The organism is Microbacterium hanjuni, from assembly GCF_043556395.1.
GTDB lineage: Bacteria > Actinomycetota > Actinomycetes > Actinomycetales > Microbacteriaceae > Microbacterium.
In genome coordinates this window covers 57245-81952 of sequence record NZ_JBIGIK010000003.1, presented here as the reverse complement: position 1 = coordinate 81952, position 24708 = coordinate 57245, and the positions used below count along the sequence as shown (strand labels likewise).

The window sequence follows — 24708 nt, the reverse complement described above, 5'->3', positions numbered from 1 at the left end:
TCCCGCGGCTGTGACCACGGTGCGCTGACCCCGGCGCTCAGTCCAGGATGCGACAGTGGGTCGTCAGCTCGCCGATCCCGTCGACCGCGACGGTGACGCTCGAGCGGTCCCGGAGGAAGATCTGCGGGTCGCGGGAGTAGCCGGCGCCTCCCGGGCTGCCTGTCGAGATGAGCGTGCCGGGAAGCAGCGTCGCCGACTGCGACAGGTGCGCGATCAGCGTGGCGACCGAACGCACCATCTGTCCGGTGGAGGCATCCTGCACCATCCGGCCGTCCACGACCGTCCAGATGTGCAGGTCCTGCGGGTCGGGGATCTCGTCGGCGGTCACCACGAAGGGTCCGGTCGGGGTGAAGCCGTCGAAGGACTTGCACCGTGACCATTGCGCCTCGGAGAACTGGATGTCCCGGGCGGTGATGTCGTTGACGACCGTGTACCCCCAGACGTGGTCGAGTGCGTCATCGGCCGTGACGTTCTTCGCCGGGCGTCCGATGATGACCCCCAACTCCGCTTCGTAGTCCACGGACTCGCTCAGGGAGCGCGGCCATGCGGTGATCTGGTCGTGCCCGCTGAGGGAGTTCGGCCACAGGACGAAGACGGTCGGGGTCGAGTCGGTCTTCAGTCCGAGTTCGCCCGAGTGGGCCGAGTAGTTGAGCCCGATCGCCAGCACGACCGGGGGAGCGAGGATCGCCGCGGCATAGGACACGCCGTCCAGGGGGTACCAGGATGCTTCCTCCGCAGCGCCGCGCACCCGCTCGAGCAGAGCGTCCCCGCCCGCGATGAGGGCATCCAGCGTGCCCGGCGCTCCGGGGAAGAACTCGTCGACGAAAGCGCCCACCTCGCCCTGCACGACGACGAGGCGGGGAGGAAGGTCGGACGATGACCGGACGTGGGCGAACCGCATACGTCCACGCTATCGGGCGTCGCGGTCGGCCCACCTAGGCTGGGCGCATGTCGTTCCCCTCGTCGCTCTCCCAGCCGGAGCGCGCGTCCGGCGCGCTCATCCCCCCGACGCCGAGCGCGTCCGCCGTCGGCGGCGCCCGCCCACGCCGGACGGGTGCTGCTCTCATCTGGGTCGGCGCCGTGCTCGGCCTGGTGCTGTTGGCGCTCATCGCCTACTTCGTGCGCTTCCTCGGCCCCGCAGCATCCCTCATCGGCGTCATCCTCGCCGTCGTGCCCTTCGTGGTGGTCTGGTTCGCGGTGCGCCTCATCGACCGCTGGGAGCCCGAGCCGCGCGGACTGCTCGTCTTCGCCGTCGCCTGGGGGGCGATCGCCTCGGTGGCGATCGCCCTCGGCGTCGACCTCGCGCTCACCCTGGTCTTCGGTCAGGGTTCGGACTTCTCCTCCGCGGTCGTCCAGGCGCCGATCGTCGAGGAGACCGCGAAGGGTCTCGGACTCTTCCTGATCTACGCCGCGGCCCGTCGGTCCTTCGACGGCCCCGTCGACGGCATCGTCTACGGGGCGCTGATCGGAGCGGGCTTCGCCTTCACGGAGAACATCCAGTACTTCGCGATCAGCTTCCTCGAAGGCGGGGTCGCCCAGACCTCGGCCACCTTCTTCCTGCGGGCGGTGCTGTCTCCGTTCGCGCACGTCATGTTCACCGCGCTCACCGGCTTCGCCTTCGGCCTCGCCGCCCGGCGGGCACTGCCGGCGGGGGCGGCACTGCGTTACGGAGTCGTCGGGCTGCTGGGAGCGATCGTCCTGCACGCGCTGTGGAACGGTTCCGCCGTGCTCTTCGACTTCTTCGCGCTGTACGTCACCGTGCAGGTGCCGCTGTTCGCCCTGTTCATCCTCGCGATCGTGCTCTTGCGCCGCGAGGAGTCGCGCCTCACCCGCGCCCGCCTGGGGGAGTACGCCGCCGCCGGCTGGTTCACCCCGCAGGAGGTCGACATGCTCGCCACCGGCCCCGGCCGTCGCTCGGCCGTGGCTTGGGCGCGCACCTTGCGTGGAGACCGGGCTCCGGTCATGAAGGCCTTCATCTCCGATGCCACGGCGCTCGCCGCCGCACGGCAGCGGGCCATCTCGGGGCGTGATCCGCAGGCCGTCTCCGACGAGCGCGACCTCCTCGCCCGTGCGACGGCCGCCCGCTCCGCCCTGCTCGCACCCTGACCTCTCGGCGGGCCCTTGACAGGCGGGGTGGCGCGGAGCATCCTGAAACCCAGTCAACTCAGCGCCCGGGAGACACGCAGGCATGGCCGCGGCACCGGGCGCTGAGGACTGTCAAGGGGTGCTCCGAGGCCGCCCCGCATGCTTGGATGGTTGCCATGACTGATGCGACTAAGCCTGAGATCGAAGCCCCGACGGGGCCCGCGCCGACCGACCTGGTCATCCGCGACATCACCGTGGGAGACGGTGCCGAGGCCAAGCCCGGCGACACCGTCACGGTGCACTACCTCGGTGTCGAGTACGACACCGGTGAAGAATTCGACTCCTCCTGGGGGCGCGGCGAGAGCATCCAGTTCCCGCTCCGCGGTCTCATCCAGGGCTGGCAGGACGGCATCCCCGGTATGAAGGTCGGCGGTCGCCGCGAACTCGTCATCCCGCCGGAGCTCGCGTACGGGCCCGCCGGTGGCCACTTCCTCGGCGGCAAGACGCTGATCTTCGTGATCGATCTGATCGCCGTCGGCTGATCCGAGCGTTCCTTCGAACCACCCGCGAACCCGGGGGCCAGTGGCCCCCGGGTTCGTCGTTTGCGGGCGGGATGGAATACATTCAACCGAATGCGGGTTGGTGCCGACGATGCCGTCCGACTGGCATCCCCACCACTCGAGGAGAATCATGACCGACACCACCACGTTCGACGTTCCGGGTTACAAGGCGGGCACCTGGGTGCTGGACCCCGCACACAGCGAGGTCACCTTCAGCGTGCGCCACATGATGATCTCGAAGGTGCGCGGCACCTTCGGCCTGAAGAGCGCCACCCTGATCGCCCCCGAGAACCCGCTCGACACCAAGGTCGAGGCCTCGGTCGACGTTTCCTCCATCGACACCAAGGACGAGGGTCGTGACACGCACCTGCGCTCGGCCGAGTTCTTCGATGTGGAGAAGTACCCGACCATGGACTTCCACTCCACCGGTGTGCGCATCGAGAACGGCGACATGCTCGTCGACGGGAACCTCACGATCCGCGGTATCACCAAGCCCGTCACCTTCGCCTTCGACTTCGGTGGCTTCGGTGTCGACCCGTGGGGCAACTACAAGGCCGGCGCGACCGCCAAGACGGTCATCAACCGCGAGGACTTCGGTCTGACCTGGAACGCCGCGCTCGAGACCGGCGGCGTGCTCGTTGGCAAGGACGTCACGATCGAGCTCGACCTGCAGGGCTCGCTCTCGCAGGACTGATCCGATCCGAAGGGCGGATGCCGGCACTCATCGCGAGCGCCTCGGCGTCCGCCCTTCGTCGTATCCGGGCGCGGCCGTGCCCGAGGGGGCGAAGGCGGGCGAGGGGCGCCGGCGACGCAGGCGGTCCTGTGCGAGCAGGATGCCGAGGAAGACGACGACGGCGCCCAGCGGCTCGTTCCACGCGAGGGGCTCGCCGAGCACGACCATCCCGAGCACGACGCCGACGACCGGGGTGATGTAGGTCACCGTCGACGCGCGGGTCGGTCCCCAGGCGCGCAGCGCATTCTGGTTCCAGATGTAGGCGACGCCGGTGCCCAAGCATCCGAGGAGCACCATGCTGCCGACCACCCACGGATCCCACCGGATCGGCCCGACCGCGATGAACGGGGTGAGCAGCACCATCACCGCCGCGGCGAGCGCGATGTAGGAGAAGGCGAAGCTCAGCGGCGAGAGCCCGCTGTTGGACAGGAAGCGGCGCATGTACGCCAGGCCGAAGCCGTAGCAGGCGGTCGCCGCGAGGATCGCGCCCTGGGCGAGCAGGCTCTGGTCGAGGTCGAGACCCTGCCAGGGCCCGACGATCACGACGACGCCGAGTGCGCCGAGCGCGATGCCGGCGATCTGCACGGCCTTCAGCCGCTCCACGCGGAAGACCGCCCACGCCATCACCGCGGTCATGATCGGGGTGACGGCGTTGTAGATGCTCGCGAGCCCGGAAGTGACGTACTGCTGCGCCCAGGAGAAGAGCAGGAACGGGAGCACGCAGAAGACGACCCCGACGACGGCCAGGTGCAGCCACAGGGTCAGCGTGCGCGGCAGTCGCTCCCGCCGCAGCACGACGAACACGCCGAGGGTGAGGGCACCGAGCACGAGGCGCCCCCACGCGACCTGTGCGGGGGCGATTCCGGTCAGGGCGACCTTCATGAACAGGAAGCTCGAACCCCAGATGATGCCGGTCAGCGCGAACTGGACGGCGACCGAGGCCTGGGAGGGGGATGCTGCGGAGCTGCTCACGCGCCGACTCTAAGCGCCCCCTCCGACACCGTCGCCGCATCTCTGCAACGACGGCCGATATCCGCTGGCCGGCGTCCGTTCCGCTACGGTTCGGGGTGCTCCGCGTCGTAGGCGCGGAAGCGGGGGTTGATCCTGACCAGTACTCCCACCAGCGCGATGATGATCACGCCTCCCAGCAGCGGCGGGAACCACAGGGCGGTGAGGGTCGCGAGGCTCCCGGCGTAGAGCGCGCCCACGCGCGGGCCGCCCGCGACGACCACGATGAAGATGCCCTGCAGGCGCCCGCGGATGGCGTCGGGAACAGCGGACTGCATCATGGTCGAGCGGTAGATGGCGCTGACGTTGTCGGCGCCGCCGGAGATCGCGAGAGCGAACGCCGCCGCGGCGATGAGGGGGAGGTTCGCCGAGTCCTCCCCGACGGCGGGCGGGGCGAGGACGCCGAGCCACGCGGCGAGCAGGATGAGCCCGAGCAGCGTGATCGCGGCGCCGTAGACGGAGATCGCGCGGGCGATACCGAGGCCCTGCCGGCGCACCCGCCCGATCGGCCCGGAGAAGAGGCTCGAGGCGAGGACGCCGGCCGCGACGGAGGCGGTGAGGACGCCCGTCGTGATCGCGCCGCCGCCCAGCAGCACGGCGCCGATGGCCGGGAACAGCGCGAGGGGCTGACCGAAGGTCATCGCGATGATGTCGAGGATGTACTGCAGGCGGATGTTCGAGGCGCGCCGCAGGAATCGCCAGCCGTCACGCAGCGACTCCAGGCCCGCCCGCACGACCTCGCCCTCGGGTCGGATGGGTGGCAGGGTCCACAGGCCCAGGAAGAGTCCGAGCATGAGGACGACGTCGGCGGTGTAGGTCCACGCGTACCCCGACACCGCGACCAGCACCCCCGCGAGCGCGGGGCCCGCCATGACCATGACGCCGGTGCTGATCCCCTGCAGCGCAGCGGCCGCCGGCAGCAGCTCGCGGGGGAGGAGGCGCGGCACGATCGCGGCCCGTGTCGCCAGCACGATCGAGTTCGCGGCCGAATTGATGATGCTCAGCACGTACAGCCACCACACCGTCTCCCCGCCGGTCCACGCGAGCGCGGCGAGCAGGGCGGTCGACGCGAAGGTGACGGTGGCGGCGCTCAGAGCGACCGTCCGACGATCGAACGCGTCCGCCAGCATCCCGCCGTACAGCCCGGCGATGACCATCGGCAACAGCCCCGCGACCGCGATCATGGCGACCGCGAAGGTGTCGCCGGTGAGGGCGAAGACGTGCAGCATGACGGCGACCACGGTCAGCTGGCCACCAAGACCGGCGAGGGTCGAGCCCACCCAGAGCCGCGCGAACGCGGGGATGCGCAGCGGCCGGAGGTCCATGAAGGACGAGCGGCCGAGTCGCGGCGCGCTCACGTGGGTGTGCCGGGAAGCCGGCGGCGGGGGCGCATCATCCGAGGCTACCGGCGCGCCGCGGGCGGCGGCTCGCGCGCACGTTCCCGTGCTATCGGTCGGGCTGGTAGACTTGGGCGGTTGCCGTTAGAACGGCCGCGGAGAAAGAGAGCCCACGCATTCGGCGTCGGGCGCCGCGCAACAAGCAGGAAGGGGATCCCATCTATGCCACTCGAATCTGACGCCAAGAAGGCGATCATCGAAGAGTACGCGACGCACCCCGGTGACACCGGATCCCCCGAGGTGCAGGTCGCGATGCTGACGCAGCGCATCAAGGACCTCACAGAGCACCTGAAGGAGCACAAGCACGACCACCACTCGCGTCGTGGTCTGTTCCTGATGGTCGGTCAGCGCCGTCGTCTGCTCGGCTACCTCCAGGACATCGACATCGCGCGTTACCGCACGCTGATCGAGCGTCTCGGGCTTCGCCGCTAGTCGCGACCCGCGTATATCGCTTTCTTCGAAGGCCCCCTCAGGTGTGAGGGGGCCTTCGTCATGCCCGCCCGCAGCGTGAGACCCGTTCTCCGTGGCGAGACCAGCGCAGAATGCCAGAGTCTCGCCACCGAGAACGGGTCTCGTCGAGTCAGCGGATGCTGCGGGGTCAGGCCGAGGTCGACGTCGCGCGGGCCGCGACGAGGTCGGCGTGGTGGATCGCCGCCACGTCGGGGTGCGCGCGCAGGCGGGATTTCAGCGCGTTCTCGCCGTAGGTGGCGTGGATCGGGTTCGTCGGATCCTCCGTCACGCCCCGGGCCTCGGCCGCCAGCTCGGCGGGCAGCTCGATGATGGGCAGCCGGGCGTCCAGGGCCGGGTTGAAGAAGAAGGGCACCGAGATGCGGTCATCCGGGTAGCGCGGTGAGATGACGCGATGATTGGTCGCGGTGAGGTACCCCTGGGTGGCGTACTCGAGCAGCTCGCCGATGTTGACCACGAAGGCGCCCGGCACGGGCGGGGCATCGACCCACTGGCCGTCGCGCTCGACCTGCAGCCCGCCCTTTCCCGGTTCGACCCAGAGCAGGGTGAGCACGCCGGAGTCCTTGTGGGCCCCGACGCCCTGCTGCGGGGTGGGGTCTTCCTTACCGGGGTAGCGCACGATCTTGATCAGCGTCGACGGATCGCCGAAGTGCCGGTCGAAGTAGGCTTCGTCGGCGCCGAGGGCGCTCGCCCACGCGCGCAGCAGCTTGCGGGCGACCCCCGTCAGGTGGTCGTGCCACTCGGTGACGACGTCGCGCAGCTCGGGCTGCGCCTCCGGCCACAGGTTGGGTCCGGTGAGGCGGGCGTAATCCGGGGCTCCCTCGAGTTCGAGCGGCGACCGCTCGGGACCGATGTCGATCTGCTCGCGCCAATCGACCTTGCCCTGCGTGCGCTCGCCGCCGACGCGCGTGTACCCGCGGAAGTGCGGGCTCTGGATGTTCTCGATCGCGAGCTTGTCCGCCTCGGGGAGGTCGAAGAACTCGCGCGCGACGCGGTGGAGGCGCCCCTCCAGCTCGGGCGTGACTCCCGTACTGACGAGGTAGAAGAAGCCCACCTCGTGGGTGGCCGTACGCAGCTCGTCGCGGAACCGCGCGGCGGCGTCGGCCCCCTGGTCGAGGAGCGAGAGATCGAGGACGGGAAGATTGAGGTCGGCCATGCAGCGACATTAGGTCGGACCCCCGCGCCCAGGCGGCAATGTTGCGCAGGATTACCGGGCGGGGAGGGCGGCGCGCGGACGCCGTACCGCGCCACAGCATCCGGGAATAATCTCGACATCGAGGCGTTCTACCGAATACATTCACGCGAATACACTTGGTAGCGTGAGAGACGGAAGAGGAATCGTGAACGAGACGACCACGTGGCCGGGGATGCAGTTCGGCATCATGACGGTCAGCGACATCACGGAAGACCCGACCACCCGGCAGACGCCGAGCGAGGCCGAGCGCATCCGCAACACCATCACCATCGCTAAGCACGCAGAGGAGGTCGGACTCGACGTCTTCGCGCTGGGTGAGCACCACAACCCGCCGTTCTGGTCGTCGTCGCCGACCACGACGCTCGCCTACATCGCCGCTCAGACCGAGCGGCTCATCCTCACCACCTCCACGACCCTCATCACCACGAACGACCCGGTCAAGATCGCCGAGGACTTCGCGATGCTGCAGCACGTCTCGGAGGGGCGCGCCGACATCATGCTCGGTCGCGGCAACACCGGACCCGTCTACCCCTGGTTCGGCAAGGACATCCGTCAGGGCCTCCCGCTGACCATCGAGAACTACAACCTGCTGCACCGCCTGTGGCGCGAGGACGTCGTCGACTGGGAGGGCGAGTTCCGCACGCCCCTGCAGGGCTTCACCTCCACGCCGCGGCCCCTCGACGGGGTTCCCCCCTTCGTCTGGCACGGCTCGATCCGCACCCCCGAGATCGCCGAGCAGGCCGCCTATTACGGCAACGGCTTCTTCGCCAACAACATCTTCTGGCCCAAGGAGCACTACCAGCGTTTGATCACGCTCTACCGCGAGCGCTACGCCCACTACGGCCACGGCACCCCCGAGCAGGCGATCGTCGGACTCGGCGGTCAGGTGTTCATGAGCGCAAAGTCGCAGGACGCGGTCAACCAGTTCCGTCCGTACTTCGACAACGCCCCCGTGTACGGTCACGGACCGAGCATGGAGGACTTCACCGAGATGACCCCGCTGACCGTGGGTTCGCCTCAGCAGGTGATCGACCGGTACGCCGCGATGCGCGAGACCTTCGGTGACTACCAGCGTCAGCTGTTCCTCATCGACCACGCGGGTCTCCCCGTCAAGACGGTGCTCGAGCAGCTCGACATCCTGGGCGGCCAGGTCGTTCCCGTGCTCCGCAAGGAGCTCGCCAAGAACCGTCCCGCCGAGGTTCCCGACGCCCCCACCCACGCGAACCTGGTGGCGAAGGCCGGCGCTCCCCGCCAAGCGATCCCCAAGGCCAACCGCGGTGACAACCTCACCGACGGCTCGCCGTACCTCGACACTCCGGCCAAGGCGGGCAGTGCATTCGGCGCCGCTGCGACCCGGACGGTGGCCTGACATGGCCGCCGTCCGGGTCGCGGTCGTCACCGCTGGACTGTCCAACCCGTCGACCACCCGCATGCTGGCCGACCGACTCGCCGGCGCGACGGTGGCGGCGCTTCGCGCCCACACGAGCGCCTCGGCGCCGGACGGCATCGAAGCGGAGGTCGACGTGTTCGAACTGCGCGATTACGCGCACGACATCACGAACAATCTGCTGACGGGGTTCGCCCCGCCCGCTCTGGAGGCGATGGTGAACGCGGTGGTCTCGGCCGACGCGATCATCGCGGTCACCCCGATCTTCTCCACGAGCTATTCCGGGTTGTTCAAGTCGTTCATCGACATCCTCGACCCTGACGCGCTCACCGGGACCCCGGTGCTGCTCGGAGCCAACGCCGGTACCGCACGGCACTCGCTCGCGGTCGATTACGCGCTGCGGCCGCTCTTCACCTACCTGCATGCCAACCCCGTGCCGACCGGTGTGTTCGCGGCCTCGAGCGACTGGGGAGCCAACGCCGACGGCGTCGCCCCCCTCGGTTCCCGCGTCGATCGGGGTGCGCGCGAGCTCGCCGATGCGATCGCGGCGCGCGAGCCGATCCACGACATCGACCCGTACGACCCGTCGTCCTACCTCGGTGAAGGTCGCTCCTTCGGTCATCTCCTGGGTGGTCTGGCGGGGGAGTAGTCCCTCACAACAGCACGTCCGTGGCGGTCCGCAAGGGCCGCCACGGCGTCGTTCGCGCCCCGGGTCGGGCGAAGACGTCGGCGGCCACGAGCACCTCGAGGTCGACCCCGGCGAGCGCGGCGATCTCGCCGATCGGCACCTGGAAGGTGCGGAACGCTCCGAGCGCCGCCACCGCGAGCACGCCCTCGCGGGTGTCGACGAGCTCGCTCTGGTCGAGGACGAACCCGGCTGCCGCCAGCCGTGGCGAATCGCCCCCGCTCGACCAGGCCGCGATCTTCCAGAACCGCAGTGGCACGCGGATGCCGCGGTAGGGCGGATCGTCCGCGTCGAGCACGGGCGCCGTGAAGACCGACACCCGCACATCCTCCGCCTCCGCGTAGGCGAGCACGTGGTCCTCGAGCCCCAGCCAGAGTTCCTTCGACTGGTTGAATCCGGCGGCCTGCGGCGCGGCGTTCGGGTAGAAGAACGTCGCCTCGGTCGCGGCCTTCGCCTCGGCCTCCGAGCCCCATCCCGGGTCGCGCCGACGCACCAGATGGCCGCGGTCGAGGTCGTTGCGCGCGTACACGTCGGCCCCGGTCTGCTCGGGCGCGGGCACGCGCGGATCCAACCGCCAGTCGCCGGTCCGGGCCGGATCCCGCAGACGCGCGCCGTCGATGTTCACCCCGGTCACCCGCGCCAGGCGCCGTTCGACGTCGAGCAGCACCGTGAACCGCGGGTAGGTCAACTCCCGCACGGGGGTCGTCGAGGCGGGCAGCGGCACGGCGTGGGCGAGGAAGCCCGGGTCGTAGCCGGCGGTGGGGAGTGCAGCATCCATGCCCCCATCCTGACGTCCGGGTCCGACAACGCCAGACTGGGGGAATGGAACAGTTCGTGAAGGAACGACGCGACGCTCCGGCGGGTTTCTTCGAGGCGGAGGCCGCCGGCCTCGCCTGGCTGGCCGAGGCCGGGGGAGCGCGCGTCGTCCGCGTCCTCGCCGTCGAGCCCGGACGCATCGCGCTGGAACGCATCGACACCGGACGGGCGGATGCTGCCGCCGCTGCCGCGTTCGGAACGGCGCTCGCCGTCACCCACGACGCCGGCGCCGCCGCCTTCGGAGCGCCGCCCGACGGCTGGGACGGACCGGTGTTCATCGGCCGTCGCCGCCAACCCTGCGAGCCGACCGCCACGTGGGGAGCGTTCTACGCGCAGCAGCGGGTGCGCCCGTTCCTCGCGCCCGCTCTCGCCGCGCGCCACCTCGCACCCGGCGGTGCGGAGGTGGTGAACGCCGCGTGCGACCTGATCGCGGCGGGCGCCTTCGACGACGACGACGAGCCCGCGCGCCTCCACGGCGACCTCTGGGCGGGCAACGTGCTGTTCTCGCCCGGCGGGGTCGTGCTCATCGATCCGGCCGCCCACGGCGGGCACCGCGAGACCGATCTGGCCATGCTGGAGCTGTTCGGCTGCCCGTACCTCGACAGCATCCGCGCCGCCTACGAGGCGCGTCACCCTCTGCGCTCGGGCTGGCGCGAGCGCCTGCCGCTGCATCAGCTGCACCCCCTCGCCGTGCACGCGGCGGGCCATGGCGAAGCGTACGGCTCGGCGCTGGTCGAGGCCGCGCGTCGCGTGCTCGCGCTGGCTTAGGACTTCCCGCGCGCGGCGCGCTTGCCGCGCCGGGTGGAGACCACGTCGATCAGCAGGCCCACCCCGACCGCCACGACGACCGAGACGATGACGGCCACGACCGGCCCGCCCGGGACGAGCGCCGCCACGGCCGCGCCGATCAGGGCCTGATAGGCCGCCCATCCGAACGCCGCCAGTCCGGCGACGAGGAAGTACCGGGGTGCAGAGATCCGCGCAGCCCCCGCGGTGAGGTTCACGGCCAGTCGTGCGAAGGGGATGAAACGCGCCGTGAACAGCACGACCGCGGTGCGCCGGTCGAGGCGGTCGCGCGCCCAGCCGAACGCCGACTGCACCCGCTGCGCGCGCATCCACCGCCACCTGTCCAGACCCACCCACCTGCCGATGAGGTAGCAGCCGACGTCGCCCATCAGGGCCGCAGCGCCCGCGACGCCGATCACCGCCGCCAGTGGCGGCGAGCCGGTCGATACCGCGAGAGCGCCGAAGATGGTGACGGCCGCCTCGCCCGGGATCAGCACGAGGAAGGCGTCACCGACGACGAGCAGGAACATCAGCGGCAGCGCCCAGGGACTCACCGCCACCTGCGCCAGCACATCCTCGATCACGGTGGTCTGCCTACCACGGCGGGGTGAACGGGCGGTTCCCGAGGCGCCCCGGTGACCGGGCGGCATGCATCAGGTGAACTCTCGGCGATCGGGGTGTGCAGTGTCACCGGCGGGGCCCGGGTGCCCTCACTCTGGAGGCGTGAGAGTCGCGCTGCTCGCCGAATCCTTCCTTCCCCACATGAACGGGGTCACTGGCTCCGTTCTCCAGGTCTTGCGTCACCTCGCTGCGGAGGGCCACGAGACACTCGTGATCGCCCCCCGTGCCGGGGAGGTGACCACCGATCTGCACGGTGCCCGCACCGAGCTCCTCCGTTCCGTTCCGCTGCCGTCGTATCCCGAGGTGCGCGTCGTGTTCGCACGCGCCGCTCGACTGAGCGCTCTCCTGCGCGAGTTCCATCCCGATGTCGTGCACCTCGCCTCGCCGTTCGTGCTCGGCTGGCAGGGGATCGCCGCCGCCGACGCGCTGCGCATCCCCACGGTCGCGATCTACCAGACCGACGTCATCGCCTACGCGCAGAAGTACGGCGTGCCGCAGGCGACCTCCTTCGTCAAGGGGCACGTGGCACGCCTGCACCGCCGGGCCACCCTCACCCTCGCTCCCTCCTCGGCCTCGACCGCCCAGCTCGAGGAGCTCGGCGTCGATCGCATCCGTCGATGGGGGCGCGGGGTCGACGAAGTGCGGTTCGCTCCTGAGCACCGCGACGAGACCTGGCGGCGGCGGGTGGCTCCGAACGGGGAGACGATCATCGGCTACGTCGGGCGCCTCGCGCCCGAGAAGCAGGTCGACGACCTGCGCGCCGTCGCCGACCTCCCGGGCACGCGCCTCGTGATCGTGGGCGACGGTCCGTCACGACCGGCTCTGGAGCGCCTGCTGCCCGACGCGGTGTTCACCGGACATCTGTCCGGCGCGGAACTCGCGCAGACGATGGCCGGCTTCGACGTCTTCGTGCACCCCGGTGAGAGCGAGACCTTCGGCCAGACCCTGCAGGAGGCCCTCGCCAGCGGCGTGCCGGTCGTCGCCACCGGCGTGGGCGGCCCCCTCGACCTCATCCGCAGCAGTATCGACGGGTGGCTGTACCGCCCGGGTGACCTCGCCGACCTGCGCGCGCGGGTGGCCGACCTGGTGGGCGATGAGTCCAAGCGCCGCGCCTTCGCGGAGGCGGCCCGCGAGTCGGTCGCCGGGCGCACCTGGGAGGCCCTCGGCACGCAACTCGTCGGTCACTACCGCGATGCCATCGCCCTTCGCCCCATCGACGACGCGATGCCCGCGCGCGGTCGCACCCGTCCTGCGCTCGCGGGGCCTGCGGCACCGAACGCGCGCCGCTGGAGCCGCTACGTCGCCCTGGGTGATTCGATCACTGAAGGGCTGTGCGACGGTTCGCGGATGCCGGAGGGGGAGTACCGCGGCTGGGCCGACCGTCTCGCGCGGCTCCTCGCGCACTCCGCCGAGCCCGGTCCGTTCCGCTACGCCAACCTGGCCGTCCGCAGCCGCCGGGTGCGCGACCTCGTCGCCGACCAGGTGCCGCACGCACTGGCGATGAACCCCGACCTCGTCTCGATCCTCATCGGTTCGAACGACCTCGTGGGGCCGCATCCCGACGTCGCCGGCCTCGTTGCCCAGGTCGAGGGCGCCGTTCGCGAGGTGCGCTCCAGCGGCGCCGACGTGCTCCTCGCCACCGTGTTCCTGCCGCGGCGTCGCGCCGCGCTCCTCTTCGCCCGTCGCTTCGCGGCGTTCAACTCGGAGATCCGGCGGATCGCCGCCGAAACGGGCGCGATCCTGCTCGATCTGGAGGCCGTGCCGGCGCTCTCCGACCTTCCGCTGTGGTCCGATGACCGCGTGCACCTGCGCCCCGGCGGACACCGTCTGGTCGCGTACCGTGCGGCGGAAGCGCTGGGGGTTCCGGATGCTGAGACGCTCGGCGAGCTCGACGAGGCGTTCCACGCCGACGAGGCACCGCTGCCGGGAACATGGCTGCGCCGCGACGCGCTGCCGTGGTTGTGGCGGCGGATGCACGGGCGCACCGCGGGCGACGGCCGCGACCCGAAGCACCTGACCTACGTCGAGATTCCGGGTCGCGGCCGTCGGGGTCGCGTTCGGAGCGTGTGAGCGCTATTCGCCGATCGGGGGCAGGTCGTCCTCCTGGACGTCGCCACCCACGAGCGGCTCCGCGCTGACCTCATCGGCCAGATCGGGCTGCTTGTCGTCTTTACGCTCGAACTCTTCGAATGTGGGCTCGAAAACCACGATGGTTCCTCTCAACCGCTCTTGCGGCGGAATTCACGCTTGCCCCCGGCAGGACCGTGCGCGTTGTGCACGGTGGAGTCCCCGTCGAGGTGGGCTTCGCCCGAGCGGTGCTGGGCGTTCTTCTTGTCGAGCGCCTCGCGGAACTTGCGTTTCATGTCATCGGGCGCGGCGCCCGCGGGCTGATCCTCGGTGCTCATACCTCCAGACTAGGCCCGGCGGGCGCGGAAGTGGACGCCGGTGAGGCCCTCGCTGGTAGGCTGAGGAAGGTTGCCGTCATGGCGACCGGCTCAATTTCATATGAGCTCACGGAGCAGGCCGGCAGGACGCTGGTCCCCTGTGGTGGACTCCCCGTCGCTTCACGCCGGGTGGTCGTCTACTGGTGGCCAGTCGCCGGGCCCGGAGCGCACCTCGTGCGCGTGCCCTTTTCTGCCTGTTCCTGCTCCTTCGCACGATCTCGCGAGCGAAACGCGCCTGCGAGTCTAAACAAAGATGAAGGAGAGACCTCTTGGAAGGTCCTGAAATCACTGCCGCTGAAGCCGTTCTCGATAACGGCCGTTTCGGCACCCGCACCGTCCGGTTCGAAACCGGCCGTCTCGCTCAGCAGGCGCAGGGCGCCGTCGCGGCGTACCTCGACGAGGAGACGATGCTCCTCTCGGCCACCAGCGCCGGCAAGCACCCGCGTGAAGGCTTCGACTTCTTCCCGCTGACCGTCGACGTCGAAGAGCGTTCGTACGCCGCGGGCAAGATCCCCGGCTCGTTCTTCCGTCGTGAGGGTCGCCCCTCGACCGAGGCCATCCTGGTCTGCCGCCTGATCGACCGGCCGCTGCGCCCCTCGTTCGTCGAGGGCCTCCGCAACGAGGTCCAGATCGTCATCACGGTGCTCTCGATCGCTCCGGGCGAGTTCTACGACGCGCTCGCGATCAACGCAGCATCCCTCTCGACCCAGATCTCGGGTCTGCCGTTCTCGGGTCCGATCGCCGGTGTGCGCCTCGCGCTCATCCCCGGTGTCGGTGAGAACGCCGATCAGTGGATCGCCTTCCCGACCGTGACCCAGCTCGAGGAGGCCGTCTTCGACCTCATCGTCGCCGGTCGTGTCATCACCGACGCCAACGGCGTGGAAGATGTCGCGATCATGATGGTGGAAGCCGAAGCGACCGAGGGTAGCTGGAACCTCATCAAGGGCGGCGCCACCAAGCCGAACGAGCAGGTCGTGGCCGAGGGTCTCGAGGCCGCGAAGCCGTTCCTGAAGCAGCTCGTCGCCGCGCAGAACGTCGTGGCGAACACCGCGGCCAAGGAGATCAAATCGTTCCCCGTCTTCCCGGCTTACAGCCAGGAGACCTACGACTTCGTCGCCGGCCGCGCCTACGACAAGCTCGTTCCGATCTACCAGATCGCCGACAAGCAGGAGCGTCAGAACGCCGACGACGAGCTCAAGGCGACCGTCAAGGCCGAGCTGATCGCCGCCGTCGAGGCCGGGGAACTCCCCGCCGTCGCGACGCTGGAGTTCTCCGCCGCGTACAAGTCGGTCACGAAGATCATCGTGCGCGGACGCATCCTCTCCGAAGGCATCCGCATGGACGGTCGCGGCCTCGCCGACATCCGTCCGCTCGACGCCGAGGTGCAGGTGATCCCGCGCGTTCACGGTTCGGCGATCTTCCAGCGCGGCGAGACCCAGATCCTGGGTGTCACCACGCTGAACATGCTCAAGATGGAGCAGCAGATCGACTCGCTGTCGCCGATCACGCGCAAGCGCTACATGCACCACTACAACTTCCCGCCGTACTCCACCGGTGAGACCGGTCGAGTGGGAAGCCCCAAGCGTCGCGAGATCGGGCACGGCTTCCTCGCCGAGCGCGCCCTCGTGCCGGTGCTGCCTGCCCGCGATGAGTTCCCCTACGCGATCCGCCAGGTGTCCGAGGCTCTCGGCTCCAACGGTTCGACGTCGATGGGCTCGGTCTGCGCCTCGACCCTGTCGCTCCTGAACGCCGGTGTGCCGCTGCGCGCCCCGGTCGCCGGTATCGCGATGGGCCTCGTCACCGACCAGGTCGACGGCCAGACGCGCTACGCCGCGCTGACCGACATCCTGGGCGCCGAAGACGCGCTCGGTGACATGGACTTCAAGGTCGCCGGTACGAGCGAGTTCATCACGGCCATCCAGCTCGACACGAAGCTCGACGGCATCCCGTCGTCGGTGCTCGCCGCCGCGCTGACCCAGGCCAAGGAAGCCCGCCTCACGATCCTCGGTGTCCTGAACGCCGCGATCGACGCGCCCGACGAGATGGCGCCCACCGCGCCCCGCGTCATCAGCGTCCAGATCCCGGTCGACAAGATCGGCGAGCTGATCGGCCCCAAGGGCAAGACCATCAACGCGATCCAGGACGAGACGGGCGCCGACATCTCCATCGAGGAGGACGGCACCGTGTACATCGGCGCTGTCGACGGTCCGTCGGCCGAGGCCGCTCGCGCGCAGGTCAACGCGATCGCCAACCCGACCAACCCCGAGATGGGCGAGCAGTTCCTCGGAACCGTCGTGAAGATCGCGACCTTCGGTGCGTTCGTCTCGCTGCTGCCCGGCAAGGACGGCCTCCTGCACATCAGCGAGGTTCGCAAGCTCGCCGGTGGCAAGCGCGTCGAGAACGTCGAAGACGTGCTCTCGGTCGGCCAGAAGCTGCTCGTGCGCATCACGAAGATCGATGACCGCGGCAAGCTGTCGCTGGAGCCGGTGACCGACGAGGGCGCGCAGGACGCCCCGGTCGCGAGCGAGGATCTCGACGCTCCCGCAATGTGATCCCCCGCCGGGCTTGCCCGGCAGCATCCGTTCGAATGCCCGTCCCGCTTGCGGGGCGGGCATTCGTCGTTCAAAGCGTTACCCAATGTTTATCGCCGCGGCGGGCTGGGCGGCGGTCGCGTCCGAACCCTGCTTTACCCTCGAAGGACCGGAAGCACCGTTCTCAGCGGACGCCGTTTCCGCGCTGGTGGAGGGGAGCGCGTCATGACGGGCCCGAGCGTCGACAAGGCGACAGCGTCGAGCCCGCTCGCGCCTCATCCCGGCCACCCCTCCGCGCCGATCCCCGTGCAAGGACCGGGTATCGGCCAGGGCCTGCGCGTCTCGCTCGGAGAGTCGGGGCTGGAGGTCTTCCCCCTCATGCTCGGCGGGGCGGAGTTCGGTTGGACCACCGACCTCGCGATGAGCCACGCGATCCTCGACACCTACGCCGAGCTCGGCGGAAACGCCGTCCACACCGCCGACAGCTTCTCCGCCGGCCGCAGCGAGCACATCATCGGGGAGTGGCTTCGCTCGCGCGGGCTCCGCGACGACGTGGTGCTGGCCGTGCGCGTCGGGCGTCACCCCGACAACCCCGGTCTCGGGTCGGTCAACCTTGTGCGCGCGGTCGAGGCCTCGCTGAACCGGCTGCGCACCGACCGGATCGATGTGTTGTATCTGGATGCTGCCGGCGACCCGACCGCGGTCCTGGAAGACACCTTGGCCACGGCGGAATGGCTCGTCGAGTCGGGCAAGGTGCGTGCCGTGGGCGCTTACGGGTACTCCGCGGCGCAGCTCGTCGAAGCGAGGATCCTCGCAGCGGCGGGATACCCGCGTGTGTCGGTGCTCGACATCGCCTACAACGTGCTGCGTCGCAGCGACTTCGAGGGCGATGTCCGGCTGGTGGCCGGGGCGCAGGCAATGGCGGTCACGCCCTCGCATCCGCTCGAGCACGGCTTCCTCGCGGGGCGCCACCGCACCCGTCCGCAGGTGGTGCGCTCGGTGCGCGGTGCTCAGCTCACCGCGAGTCTCACGAAACGGGGGAGTCGCACCCTGCGCGCGCTCGACGCGGTGGGCGGCGAACTCGGGGTGCCCGACGCGGCCGTCGCGATCGCGTGGCTGCTCGCCCAGAAGGTCGTGACCGCCCCGATCGTCAACGCCTTCGCCCCCGAACACATCGAAGAGGCGAGCCAGGGCGTCGGCGTGCGTCTCAGTCGCGCCCACCTCGCGGAGATCGGTCGCGCCGCCGAGTGAACCGCCGCGATCCGCGGCGATGTCGAGGTCGTGTCGTAGGCTGAGTCGCGTGCATCCAGGCACGCCACCCCACCACGGAGCGAGATGACGTGACGCACTACATCTATCTCGTGCGCCACGGCGAGCACCAGGACGCGGAGCACGGTCTCGCCGACGGGCCCCTGTCGCCCCGCGGTCACCGCCAGGCCGCCGCCGTCGCCGACCGCCTCTCCGGCGTTCCGCTCGATGCCGTCTGGCACTCGCCGCTCGAGCGTGCCGCGCAGACGGCCGCCGCCGTCGCCGAGCGGCTGCCGTCCGTCGCTCCCGAGTCCACCGCCCTGCTCTTCGACTGCGTTCCCACCGGCATGACCCCCGACACACCGTCGGTCTTCGAGCCGTTCTTCGGCTCCATCACCGAGGCCGAGATCGAGGCCGGCCGCGCGCAGATGGCCGATGCGACCAGCGAGTTCCTCGCCCGCAAGACCGGTGAGGTGCACGAGCTGCTCATCACGCATAACTTCGTCATCGGCTGGTTCGTCCGAGAAGTGATGCAAGCGCCCGAGTGGCGGTGGATGAGCTTGAACCAGGCCCACTGCGGCCTCACGGTCATCGCCCAGAAGAAGGGGCGGCCGTGGACGATGCTGACCCACAACGATCTCGGTCACCTGCCCTTCGAGTTGCGCACCGGACTTCCCGAGACCATCCCCGTCTGAGATCCTCTCGGGTATGGACCACGTGATCTCCGCCGACGGCACGCCCATCGCCTTCGAAGCGCGGGGAGACGGCCCCACGGTCGTCATCGTGAACGGGGCGCTCTCGACGGCAGCCGATGCCCAGGGGCTCGCGTTGGCGCTCGTCGACACCGGACTCCGCGCGGTCGTTTGGGACCGGCGGGCGAGGGGGGCCAGCGGCGACTCCCCGGGGTCGATCCCGCAGCGCGAAGTCGAGGATCTCGCGGCCGTGATCGATGCTGCGGGCCCCGATGTCGTCGTCCTCGGTCACTCCTCGGGGGCGATCCTCGCGCTGCTGGCGACGTCGACGGGTGTGCCGGTCAGAGCGCTCTTCCTCTCCGAGCCCCCGCTGCACTTCGGGGTCGGCGACGCGCCGACCGACCTCGCCGACCGCTTGCAGGCCTTGATCGATCGGGGCGATCCCGGGGAGGCGGTGGCCACGTTCCAGCGGGAGGGGGTCGGCCTGCCCAGCGAGATGGTCGAGCAGATCCGTGCGAGCGAGCAGTTCCCCCGGCTCGTTCCGCTGGCTCAGTCCACGGTCTACGACACCCAGCTGGTGCGCGAGGTCTCCACGCCGACGCCGGAGATGCTCGCTGTCCGTCAACCGGTGGTCGTGCTCCGCGGTGAGCAGACCTTCCCCTTCCTCATCGCCGCGGCCGACCGCCTCGCCGAGGCGATCGACCACGCCGAGCTCGTGGTCGTTCCGGAGTCGGTCATGCACCGGCCCGATCCCGTCGCCACCGCTCGCGTGGTGAGCGAGCGCGTGCTCGCCTAGCGGCCGGTTCCGGCGCGAATCAACACCCCCCCCGCTCGAATCAAGACTCGGATGCTGCGCCGGAGGCTTGATTCGCGCAGGATCATGTTGATTCGCCCAGACCACGGGGGACGCTCGCCCAGAGGTGATCCGGGTGCGGCCGCGGCCGTGTGTCGGCTCGCAGACCGAGCCGCGCCAGCCGCACGGCCCCGTCGAGCGGCGACCCCAGCGGCTCGCGCCGCTCGGCGTGCGGTGCCCGACGGCCGAGCTCTTCGCGGAAGGCCGCCGCGAAGGCAGCGCTGTCGAACAGCCCGCCTGTCCCCGCCACCGTCGGCGCCACGCCGGGCTGCAGCGCGGCCGCCACGCTGCGTGCCACCTGTCGCCCTGCCTGGTGCATGATGGCCACTGCCGCTTCGTCTCCCGCGTTCGCGAGGGCATCGACGTCGGTGGCGAAGGAGCCGAGCACCCCGGCGCGGTCATCGCGCGTGTACAGCTGCGCGGGCCACGTCAGCGGGGCGCCGAAGCGGGCGATCGCCGCTGCGAGCAGCCTTTCGCCCCGCGCGTCGACGCCGTCCCACCGGGCGATCGCGGTTTCGAGCCCGGTGCGCCCGATCCAGGATGCGGCGCCGCGGTCGCCCAGGAGGTGACCCCACCCGTCCACCCGCACCCAGACGTCGGCGAAGTCGGTGCCGAACGCGATCGAACCCGTGCCGACGGCCACGACCGCTCCAGGGGCGCCGCCGAGCGCGCCGAGATGGGCGGTGACCGCATCCGTCGACAACTGCACGACGGTGCCGGGCAGCTGAGCGGCGAGGGTGTCGACCAGCCGTTGGGGATCGGCGACCAGCGTTCGCACCCCGGTGGCGCCGATGGCGACGGAGCGCACCTCGGCCATGCCCCCGGGTATCGCGGCGGCGGCCTGCACCAGCAGCGCGTCGACGAGTTCGGGCACCCGGCTGCCCCCCGGGGAGATGCCGACGCGTTCGCCGCTCAAGGGAAGTGCAGGGGCTTCGGCCGGGTCGTCGACGGCCGGCGCGACGGCGGCACGACTGGCGCTCCCGCCGATGTCGAGCCCGACGACCCAGCCCCCCCTCGTCCTCTGCCCCAGTGTCACTTGCTCATACCCGCGGTGAGCCCCGAGACGATCTGCTTCGTGGCGAGCAGGAACAGCACGACCAGCGGAATCGTGGCGAGGGTGAGGCCGGCGAAGAGCGTCGCCCAGTCGGTCTGGTACTCGCCGAAGAAGCGGGTGATGCCGACGGGCAGCGTGTACGCGTTCTGGTCGCGGATCAGGATGAGCGGATAGAAGAAGTCGTTCCACACGGGTACGAACCGGAACACGATGACGGTCGCGATCGCCGGACGCACCAGGGGGAGGTGCACGAGGAGGAACGTCTTGAACGGGCCCGCTCCGTCGAGACGTGCGGCTTCGTCGAGCTCGATCGGCAGCTGCCGGAAGAACCCGGCCAGCACGAAGGTCGAGAAGGGGATGCCGAGAGCGGCGTAGACCAGGATCAGGCTCCACAGGTTGCTCACGAGGCCGAGGCTCTCCAGCAGGAAGAACAGCGGCAGCACCGCGAGGTACACCGGCAGCATGAGGCCTGAGAGGAACGTGGCCTCGATCGCCCCGAAGAGCTTCGACTTCGTGCGCGCGAAGGCGTAGGCCGCCAGCAGCGACACCGCGGTGGAGAGGATCGTGGAGGCGACGGTGACGAAGATCGAGTTGACGAAGTAGGTCTGGAAGTCGGCCGTGATCCAGGCCTTCTGGTAGCTCGAGAAGTTGAGCGACTGCGGCAGACCCAGGGGGCTCTGCGCCATCTCGGGCATGGTGCGGAACGAGTTCAGCACCATGAGCAGGAGCGGCGCGATCGCGATGAGCGCGTAGAGCCAGAGGAATCCCGAGGACAGGAACCCGCCGACCGAGAAGGTGCGTCGCGTGCGCATCAGTACAGGTTCCTTTCGGCGCGGCGCATGAGGCCGGTCATGAGGAGGGCTACTCCGAGGATGAAGACGAACAGCAGGGTGGCGATCGCCGAGGACGTGCCGATCGCGTTCGAGGAGCCCGACTCGAACGCCGTCCGATAGAACAGGAGGCTGAGGACGTCGGTGGCGCCGGCGGGGTTTCCCGCCGATCCGCCGAGGGCGTAGGGGATCGCGAAGGCCTCCATCGCGCCGATGAAGGTCAGCACGCTCACGGTTCCGATCGCGGGGATGAGGAGCGGAGCGGTGATGCTGCGGAACCGCTGCCAGTTGCTCGCTCCATCGAGGGACGCGGCCTCTTCGATCTCCTCCGGGATGCCGCCGAGAGCGGCGCCGTACAGGAGCACCGGGAAACCGACCCACTGCCAGGCGGTCACGAACACGACGACCCAGATCGCGGTCGTGGGGTTGCCGAGCCAGGGTTGGGCGAGCTCGCCCAACCCGACGCCCTTGAGGATGGCGTTCACCGGACCGAACAGCGGCGAGAGCATGAGCGACCACAGGTAGCCGACGACGAGCGGCGACACCAGGTACGGCAGTGTGTAGACGGTCTGGAAGAACCGCTTGAACCGCCGTACCCGGTGCAGCAGCACCGCGAGGCCGAGACCGACCGTGTTCTGGAACACCATCGCGCCGACGAACAGCAGCACGTTGTGCAGGAACGCGTTCGGGATGGCGTCCTGGTAGGGGGCGGTGGTGAAGATGGTGACGTAGTTCGCGAGAGCCGAGAAGTCGCCCCGCGCGATGCCCGTCCAGTCGAACAGCGAGTAGCTGAGCGCCGTGACGAGCGGGTAGAGGATGAAGATGGCGAAGAGGATCAACGCCGGGAGAACGAAGACCAGGCCCGCCCGTTTCGACAGGGTGATGCCGATGTGCCGGCTACGGCGCGTCGTGGTGACGGACATGGTCTTCGTTCCTTCGGGGGTGGGGGGATGCGTCGCGGAGCGTCTTACTGACCGGGGGTGAACCACTGCGAGATGCCGGTTTGCAGCGCCGTCGCGGCACCCTCGGCATCCTGCTCACCCATGAAGATCTTCTGCACCTGCTGGCCGAGCACCGCGGTTCCGAGGGGCTCGCCGTAACGGAAGTCGACGAGCAGGAGGTACGGCGCCTTGCCGTCCTGGTAGTTGTCCCACGCCTCCTGCATGACCGGGTTGGAGTACTCGACCCCCGGGATGGCGGAGAACTGGTTCAGCTCATCGGCGACGAGCTGACCGAACTCGGGAGTCGCGAGCCAGTTCAGCAACGTGAGGGCAGCCTCCTGGTGGTCGGACTTGGCGTTGAGCGCGAAGTTGCCGTCGGCGTAGGCCGGGCTGACGGGTGTCTCGCTCACGGCCTGCGGGGGCAGTGGCACCTGGTAGGACCCGAGGTTCAGATCGGGCGCCTGGTTGGCGAACGTGGAGATCTCGAACGACCCGCCCGGGAACTGGGCTGCCTGGCCCGAGGTGAACTGGATCTGGCTGTCGCTGTAGCCGACGCCGACGACGTCGGGGGTGAGGTACTTCTTCATGTCCTCGACGAGCTGCAGCGAGGCCACGTAGTCCGGGTCCTCGAAGGTCTTCGAGCCGTCCAGCACCGCGGTTTCGAACTCGCTGCCGCCGTAGCGCGCCGAGCCCATGATGTCGGCGAAGATCGGCATCATCCAATCGTCTTTCACACCCAGAGCCATCGGCGTCACACCGTTGGCGAGGAGCGTCTCCTGCACGTCGATGAACTCGTCCCACGTGGTCGGGACCTCGAGGTCGTTCTGCTCGAAGATGTCCTTGTTGTAGAACATCTGCAGCGTCTGGGTCGCGAGCGGCACGGCGTAGGTTTTGCCGTCCTCCCGGCCCTTGGCGCCGGCGAGCACCGAGGGGTCGATCGCGTCGAGACCCTCGACGTCGTCGTCGATGGCGACCAACTGACCGGCCTCGATGTTCGGCTGCAGCTGTCCGTAGGCGCGCACCATCGGAACGTCCGGACCGTCGCTGCCGGCGAGCCCGGTCGTGAGGATCTGGTTGTACTCGGTGTTCTGGAAGGCCTCGAAGTCGACGGTGATGCCGGGGTTCTCCTGCTCGAACACGTCGAAGATGCGGTTGTAGGCGTCGACGTCCTCCGTGCGCCAGGACCAGACCTTCAGGGTGACGTCTTCGTCGGAGCCGCCCGAAGAGCTGCTCTGCGGCGCCGAGGGCGCACAGCCGGCGAGGAGCAGCGCGGCGCTGGCCGTCGCCGCGACGAGGGTGAGGGCGGAACGCCTCATGGTTTTCTCCTTTTGTCGGGATGCTGCGGGGTGGAGCGGGGGGTCCGTGCGCGATGCGGCGCCCGGGGTCTGTGGGCTCAGGCGGACGCGGCGCTGAGCAGGCGTAGGGCGTCGCGCACCGAACCATCGGCGGCGGCGAGTGCCCGGCGCGCCGGATCGGGGTCGGCGGGGGCGACCGCAGCGACTATAGCCACCTTCAGATCGCCCTCGGTGCGCGCCAGCAGTTCGACGCTCGCAGCCTCGGTGAGGCCGGAGGCCTGCATCAGGATGCGGATCGTGCGACGACGGAGCTTCGCGTTCGTTGCCACGACCGACACCATGAGGTTGGACCACGTGCGGCCCAGGGCGACCATGAGGGTCGTGGAGAAGCCGTTCAAGGCGAGCTTCTCGGCGGTCCCGGCCTTCAGTCGGGTCGAGCCGGTGATCACCTCGGGACCGGTCGCGAGCACGACATCGAGGTCGACGCCCGTGGCGAGGGTCGCTCGGGGATTGCACGAGATGAGCGCCGTGTACGCCCCCCGCTCGCTCGCCGCAGCGAGGGCTCCTCCCACGTACGGGGTGTTCCCGGAGGCGGTGATGCCGATCGCGACGTCGTCGGGCCCGAGAGCGGCGGCGTCGTGGGCGCCTTCCTCTCGCGAGTCCTCCACGTTCTCGATCGCGGTGGCGAGAGCCTCGGGGCCACCGGCCATGTGGGCGACCACCACCCCGCGGTCCAGGTTGAAGGTCGGCAGCAGCTCGGCCGCATCGAGCACGGCGAGGCGACCCGAAGTGCCCGCACCGAAGTAGTGCACCGAGCCGCCCCGACGGAGGCGTTCCGCCGCGGTGTCGACGAGCAGCGCGAGCTGCGGCGCGGCGGCGGCGACCGCCTCGACGGCGACACGGTCCTGGCTGGTCAGCAGCTGCAGGACCTGCAGGGTCGACATGGCGTCGAGGTCGACCGATGCGGCGAGTCTCTTCTCGGTGTCGGGCAGGTGGTCATCCCCTGCGAGCAGGGGATCGGCCACCGGGTGGATCTGTGCCATTGCGGAAAAACCTTCGTCGTTGGTGCTGCGTCCGGG

Annotated in this window: 25 protein-coding genes; 12 read left to right on the top strand and 13 right to left on the bottom strand. The window is 69.8% G+C overall.

Features of this window, described 5'->3' with window-relative positions:
* Window positions 1–37: 37 nt before the first annotated feature.
* Window positions 38–901 carry a fumarylacetoacetate hydrolase family protein gene (locus tag ACFXP5_RS12635; protein ID WP_394544874.1) on the bottom strand — a complete coding sequence of 288 codons (864 nt, stop codon included), beginning with the start codon at window positions 899–901 and terminating at the stop codon, window positions 38–40.
* 47 nt (window positions 902–948) lie between these two features.
* Between ACFXP5_RS12635 and ACFXP5_RS12630 the strand changes: the two genes are divergently transcribed.
* The 3 genes from ACFXP5_RS12630 (at window position 949) to ACFXP5_RS12620 (ending at window position 3339) form a co-directional block, all read left to right on the top strand.
* Window positions 949–2106 (top strand): PrsW family intramembrane metalloprotease, encoded by a 1158-nt coding sequence (locus ACFXP5_RS12630; RefSeq protein ID WP_394528765.1) that lies wholly within the window; start codon window positions 949–951, stop codon window positions 2104–2106.
* 155 nt (window positions 2107–2261) lie between these two features.
* Window positions 2262–2627 carry an FKBP-type peptidyl-prolyl cis-trans isomerase gene (locus ACFXP5_RS12625; protein ID WP_394528764.1) on the top strand — a complete coding sequence of 122 codons (366 nt, stop codon included), beginning with the start codon at window positions 2262–2264 and terminating at the stop codon, window positions 2625–2627.
* 148 nt (window positions 2628–2775) lie between these two features.
* Complete coding sequence (locus ACFXP5_RS12620) at window positions 2776–3339, top strand: YceI family protein (protein WP_394544873.1); 564 nt, start codon at window positions 2776–2778, stop codon at window positions 3337–3339.
* Window positions 3340–3366: 27 nt separating this feature from the next.
* Here ACFXP5_RS12620 and ACFXP5_RS12615 read toward each other — a convergent pair whose 3' ends face one another.
* Both ACFXP5_RS12615 and ACFXP5_RS12610 read right to left on the bottom strand, forming a co-directional pair.
* The gene (locus ACFXP5_RS12615) at window positions 3367–4350 is read right to left on the bottom strand and encodes a DMT family transporter (RefSeq protein WP_394544872.1); all 984 of its coding nucleotides are present in this window, start codon (window positions 4348–4350) and stop codon (window positions 3367–3369) included.
* Between the two features lie 83 nt (window positions 4351–4433).
* Entirely contained in the window at window positions 4434–5711 is a 1278-nt protein-coding gene (locus ACFXP5_RS12610; protein WP_394545415.1) for an MFS transporter, read from the bottom strand.
* Window positions 5712–5945: 234 nt separating this feature from the next.
* Here ACFXP5_RS12610 and rpsO point away from each other — a divergent pair, with 234 nt between their 5' ends.
* A complete protein-coding gene (rpsO, locus tag ACFXP5_RS12605) occupies window positions 5946–6215 on the top strand; it encodes a 30S ribosomal protein S15 (protein WP_394528761.1) in 270 nt (89 codons plus the stop codon).
* Between the two features lie 166 nt (window positions 6216–6381).
* Here rpsO and ACFXP5_RS12600 read toward each other — a convergent pair whose 3' ends face one another.
* On the bottom strand, window positions 6382–7407 hold the full coding sequence (locus tag ACFXP5_RS12600) for an isopenicillin N synthase family dioxygenase (protein WP_394544871.1): 1026 nt from the start codon (window positions 7405–7407) through the stop codon (window positions 6382–6384).
* Between the two features lie 211 nt (window positions 7408–7618).
* Here ACFXP5_RS12600 and ACFXP5_RS12595 point away from each other — a divergent pair, with 211 nt between their 5' ends.
* Window positions 7619–8815: an LLM class flavin-dependent oxidoreductase gene (locus ACFXP5_RS12595; RefSeq protein WP_394545413.1), complete on the top strand. Its 1197-nt coding sequence runs from the start codon at window positions 7619–7621 to the stop codon at window positions 8813–8815.
* A 1-nt stretch (window position 8816) separates the two neighbouring features.
* Complete coding sequence (locus ACFXP5_RS12590; protein ID WP_394544870.1) at window positions 8817–9482, top strand: CE1759 family FMN reductase; 666 nt, start codon at window positions 8817–8819, stop codon at window positions 9480–9482.
* 4 nt (window positions 9483–9486) lie between these two features.
* Here ACFXP5_RS12590 and ACFXP5_RS12585 read toward each other — a convergent pair whose 3' ends face one another.
* On the bottom strand, window positions 9487–10296 hold the full coding sequence (locus tag ACFXP5_RS12585) for a DNA/RNA non-specific endonuclease (RefSeq protein WP_394544869.1): 810 nt from the start codon (window positions 10294–10296) through the stop codon (window positions 9487–9489).
* Between the two features lie 44 nt (window positions 10297–10340).
* On the opposite strand from ACFXP5_RS12585, the gene ACFXP5_RS12580 reads away from it, so the two are divergent.
* Entirely contained in the window at window positions 10341–11102 is a 762-nt protein-coding gene (locus ACFXP5_RS12580; protein ID WP_394544868.1) for a fructosamine kinase family protein, read from the top strand.
* On the opposite strand, the gene ACFXP5_RS12575 is transcribed toward ACFXP5_RS12580, so the two are convergent.
* Window positions 11099–11704: a DedA family protein gene (locus ACFXP5_RS12575; RefSeq protein WP_394528756.1), complete on the bottom strand. Its 606-nt coding sequence runs from the start codon at window positions 11702–11704 to the stop codon at window positions 11099–11101. The two genes, ACFXP5_RS12580 and ACFXP5_RS12575, sit on opposite strands and share 4 nt — an antisense overlap.
* A 178-nt stretch (window positions 11705–11882) precedes the next feature.
* Here ACFXP5_RS12575 and ACFXP5_RS12570 point away from each other — a divergent pair, with 178 nt between their 5' ends.
* Window positions 11883–13811, top strand: a complete 1929-nt coding sequence (locus ACFXP5_RS12570) for a glycosyltransferase (RefSeq protein WP_394544867.1) — start codon at window positions 11883–11885, stop codon at window positions 13809–13811.
* A 3-nt stretch (window positions 13812–13814) separates the two neighbouring features.
* Here the strand turns inward: ACFXP5_RS12570 and ACFXP5_RS12565 are convergent, their stop codons facing one another.
* Window positions 13815–13949, bottom strand: coding sequence for a hypothetical protein (locus ACFXP5_RS12565; RefSeq protein ID WP_394528754.1), 135 nt, complete (start codon window positions 13947–13949; stop codon window positions 13815–13817).
* Between the two features lie 11 nt (window positions 13950–13960).
* Window positions 13961–14146, bottom strand: coding sequence for a DUF5302 domain-containing protein (locus ACFXP5_RS12560; protein WP_394528753.1), 186 nt, complete (start codon window positions 14144–14146; stop codon window positions 13961–13963).
* Window positions 14147–14454: 308 nt separating this feature from the next.
* Here ACFXP5_RS12560 and ACFXP5_RS12555 point away from each other — a divergent pair, with 308 nt between their 5' ends.
* From ACFXP5_RS12555 to ACFXP5_RS12540, 4 genes are all read left to right on the top strand, one after another.
* Window positions 14455–16737, top strand: coding sequence for a polyribonucleotide nucleotidyltransferase (locus tag ACFXP5_RS12555; protein ID WP_394528752.1), 2283 nt, complete (start codon window positions 14455–14457; stop codon window positions 16735–16737).
* Window positions 16738–16941: 204 nt separating this feature from the next.
* Entirely contained in the window at window positions 16942–17967 is a 1026-nt protein-coding gene (locus tag ACFXP5_RS12550; RefSeq protein WP_394528751.1) for an aldo/keto reductase, read from the top strand.
* A gap of 89 nt (window positions 17968–18056) precedes the next feature.
* Window positions 18057–18659, top strand: a complete 603-nt coding sequence (locus ACFXP5_RS12545) for a histidine phosphatase family protein (RefSeq protein ID WP_394528750.1) — start codon at window positions 18057–18059, stop codon at window positions 18657–18659.
* Window positions 18660–18672: 13 nt separating this feature from the next.
* Entirely contained in the window at window positions 18673–19452 is a 780-nt protein-coding gene (locus tag ACFXP5_RS12540) for an alpha/beta fold hydrolase (RefSeq protein ID WP_394544866.1), read from the top strand.
* Between the two features lie 82 nt (window positions 19453–19534).
* Here the strand turns inward: ACFXP5_RS12540 and ACFXP5_RS12535 are convergent, their stop codons facing one another.
* The 5 genes from ACFXP5_RS12535 to ACFXP5_RS12515 all read right to left on the bottom strand — a co-directional run bounded on the left by ACFXP5_RS12535 (window position 19535) and on the right by ACFXP5_RS12515 (window position 24672).
* Window positions 19535–20545, bottom strand: a complete 1011-nt coding sequence (locus tag ACFXP5_RS12535; protein WP_394544865.1) for an N-acetylglucosamine kinase — start codon at window positions 20543–20545, stop codon at window positions 19535–19537.
* Window positions 20542–21375: a carbohydrate ABC transporter permease gene (locus tag ACFXP5_RS12530; protein WP_394528747.1), complete on the bottom strand. Its 834-nt coding sequence runs from the start codon at window positions 21373–21375 to the stop codon at window positions 20542–20544. Before ACFXP5_RS12530 ends, ACFXP5_RS12535 begins: the two co-directional genes overlap by 4 nt.
* The gene (locus tag ACFXP5_RS12525) at window positions 21375–22316 is read right to left on the bottom strand and encodes a carbohydrate ABC transporter permease (RefSeq protein WP_394528746.1); all 942 of its coding nucleotides are present in this window, start codon (window positions 22314–22316) and stop codon (window positions 21375–21377) included. Before ACFXP5_RS12525 ends, ACFXP5_RS12530 begins: the two co-directional genes overlap by 1 nt.
* Window positions 22317–22360: 44 nt before the next feature.
* Window positions 22361–23650, bottom strand: a complete 1290-nt coding sequence (locus ACFXP5_RS12520; RefSeq protein ID WP_394544864.1) for an ABC transporter substrate-binding protein — start codon at window positions 23648–23650, stop codon at window positions 22361–22363.
* Between the two features lie 77 nt (window positions 23651–23727).
* A complete protein-coding gene (locus tag ACFXP5_RS12515) occupies window positions 23728–24672 on the bottom strand; it encodes an N-acetylmuramic acid 6-phosphate etherase (protein WP_394528744.1) in 945 nt (314 codons plus the stop codon).
* Window positions 24673–24708 lie beyond the last annotated feature (36 nt).

What these genes read in the sequence shown, in the direction of transcription:
- ACFXP5_RS12515 (WP_394528744.1), bottom strand. Translation starts at nt 24,672, where the DNA reads ATGGCACAGATCCACCCGGTGGCCGATCCCCTGCTCGCAGGGGATGAC.
- ACFXP5_RS12625 (WP_394528764.1), top strand. Translation starts at nt 2,262, where the DNA reads ATGACTGATGCGACTAAGCCTGAGATCGAAGCCCCGACGGGGCCCGCG.
- ACFXP5_RS12580 (WP_394544868.1), top strand. Translation starts at nt 10,341, where the DNA reads ATGGAACAGTTCGTGAAGGAACGACGCGACGCTCCGGCGGGTTTCTTC.
- ACFXP5_RS12600 (WP_394544871.1), bottom strand. Translation starts at nt 7,407, where the DNA reads ATGGCCGACCTCAATCTTCCCGTCCTCGATCTCTCGCTCCTCGACCAG.
- ACFXP5_RS12560 (WP_394528753.1), bottom strand. Translation starts at nt 14,146, where the DNA reads ATGAGCACCGAGGATCAGCCCGCGGGCGCCGCGCCCGATGACATGAAA.
- ACFXP5_RS12620 (WP_394544873.1), top strand. Translation starts at nt 2,776, where the DNA reads ATGACCGACACCACCACGTTCGACGTTCCGGGTTACAAGGCGGGCACC.
- ACFXP5_RS12570 (WP_394544867.1), top strand. Translation starts at nt 11,883, where the DNA reads ATGAACGGGGTCACTGGCTCCGTTCTCCAGGTCTTGCGTCACCTCGCT.
- ACFXP5_RS12610 (WP_394545415.1), bottom strand. Translation starts at nt 5,711, where the DNA reads ATGGACCTCCGGCCGCTGCGCATCCCCGCGTTCGCGCGGCTCTGGGTG.
- ACFXP5_RS12630 (WP_394528765.1), top strand. Translation starts at nt 949, where the DNA reads ATGTCGTTCCCCTCGTCGCTCTCCCAGCCGGAGCGCGCGTCCGGCGCG.
- ACFXP5_RS12585 (WP_394544869.1), bottom strand. Translation starts at nt 10,296, where the DNA reads ATGGATGCTGCACTCCCCACCGCCGGCTACGACCCGGGCTTCCTCGCC.
- ACFXP5_RS12635 (WP_394544874.1), bottom strand. Translation starts at nt 901, where the DNA reads ATGCGGTTCGCCCACGTCCGGTCATCGTCCGACCTTCCTCCCCGCCTC.
- ACFXP5_RS12590 (WP_394544870.1), top strand. Translation starts at nt 8,817, where the DNA reads ATGGCCGCCGTCCGGGTCGCGGTCGTCACCGCTGGACTGTCCAACCCG.
- ACFXP5_RS12595 (WP_394545413.1), top strand. Translation starts at nt 7,619, where the DNA reads ATGCAGTTCGGCATCATGACGGTCAGCGACATCACGGAAGACCCGACC.
- ACFXP5_RS12550 (WP_394528751.1), top strand. Translation starts at nt 16,942, where the DNA reads ATGACGGGCCCGAGCGTCGACAAGGCGACAGCGTCGAGCCCGCTCGCG.
- ACFXP5_RS12540 (WP_394544866.1), top strand. Translation starts at nt 18,673, where the DNA reads ATGGACCACGTGATCTCCGCCGACGGCACGCCCATCGCCTTCGAAGCG.
- ACFXP5_RS12525 (WP_394528746.1), bottom strand. Translation starts at nt 22,316, where the DNA reads ATGTCCGTCACCACGACGCGCCGTAGCCGGCACATCGGCATCACCCTG.
- ACFXP5_RS12520 (WP_394544864.1), bottom strand. Translation starts at nt 23,650, where the DNA reads ATGAGGCGTTCCGCCCTCACCCTCGTCGCGGCGACGGCCAGCGCCGCG.
- ACFXP5_RS12530 (WP_394528747.1), bottom strand. Translation starts at nt 21,375, where the DNA reads ATGCGCACGCGACGCACCTTCTCGGTCGGCGGGTTCCTGTCCTCGGGA.
- rpsO (WP_394528761.1), top strand. Translation starts at nt 5,946, where the DNA reads ATGCCACTCGAATCTGACGCCAAGAAGGCGATCATCGAAGAGTACGCG.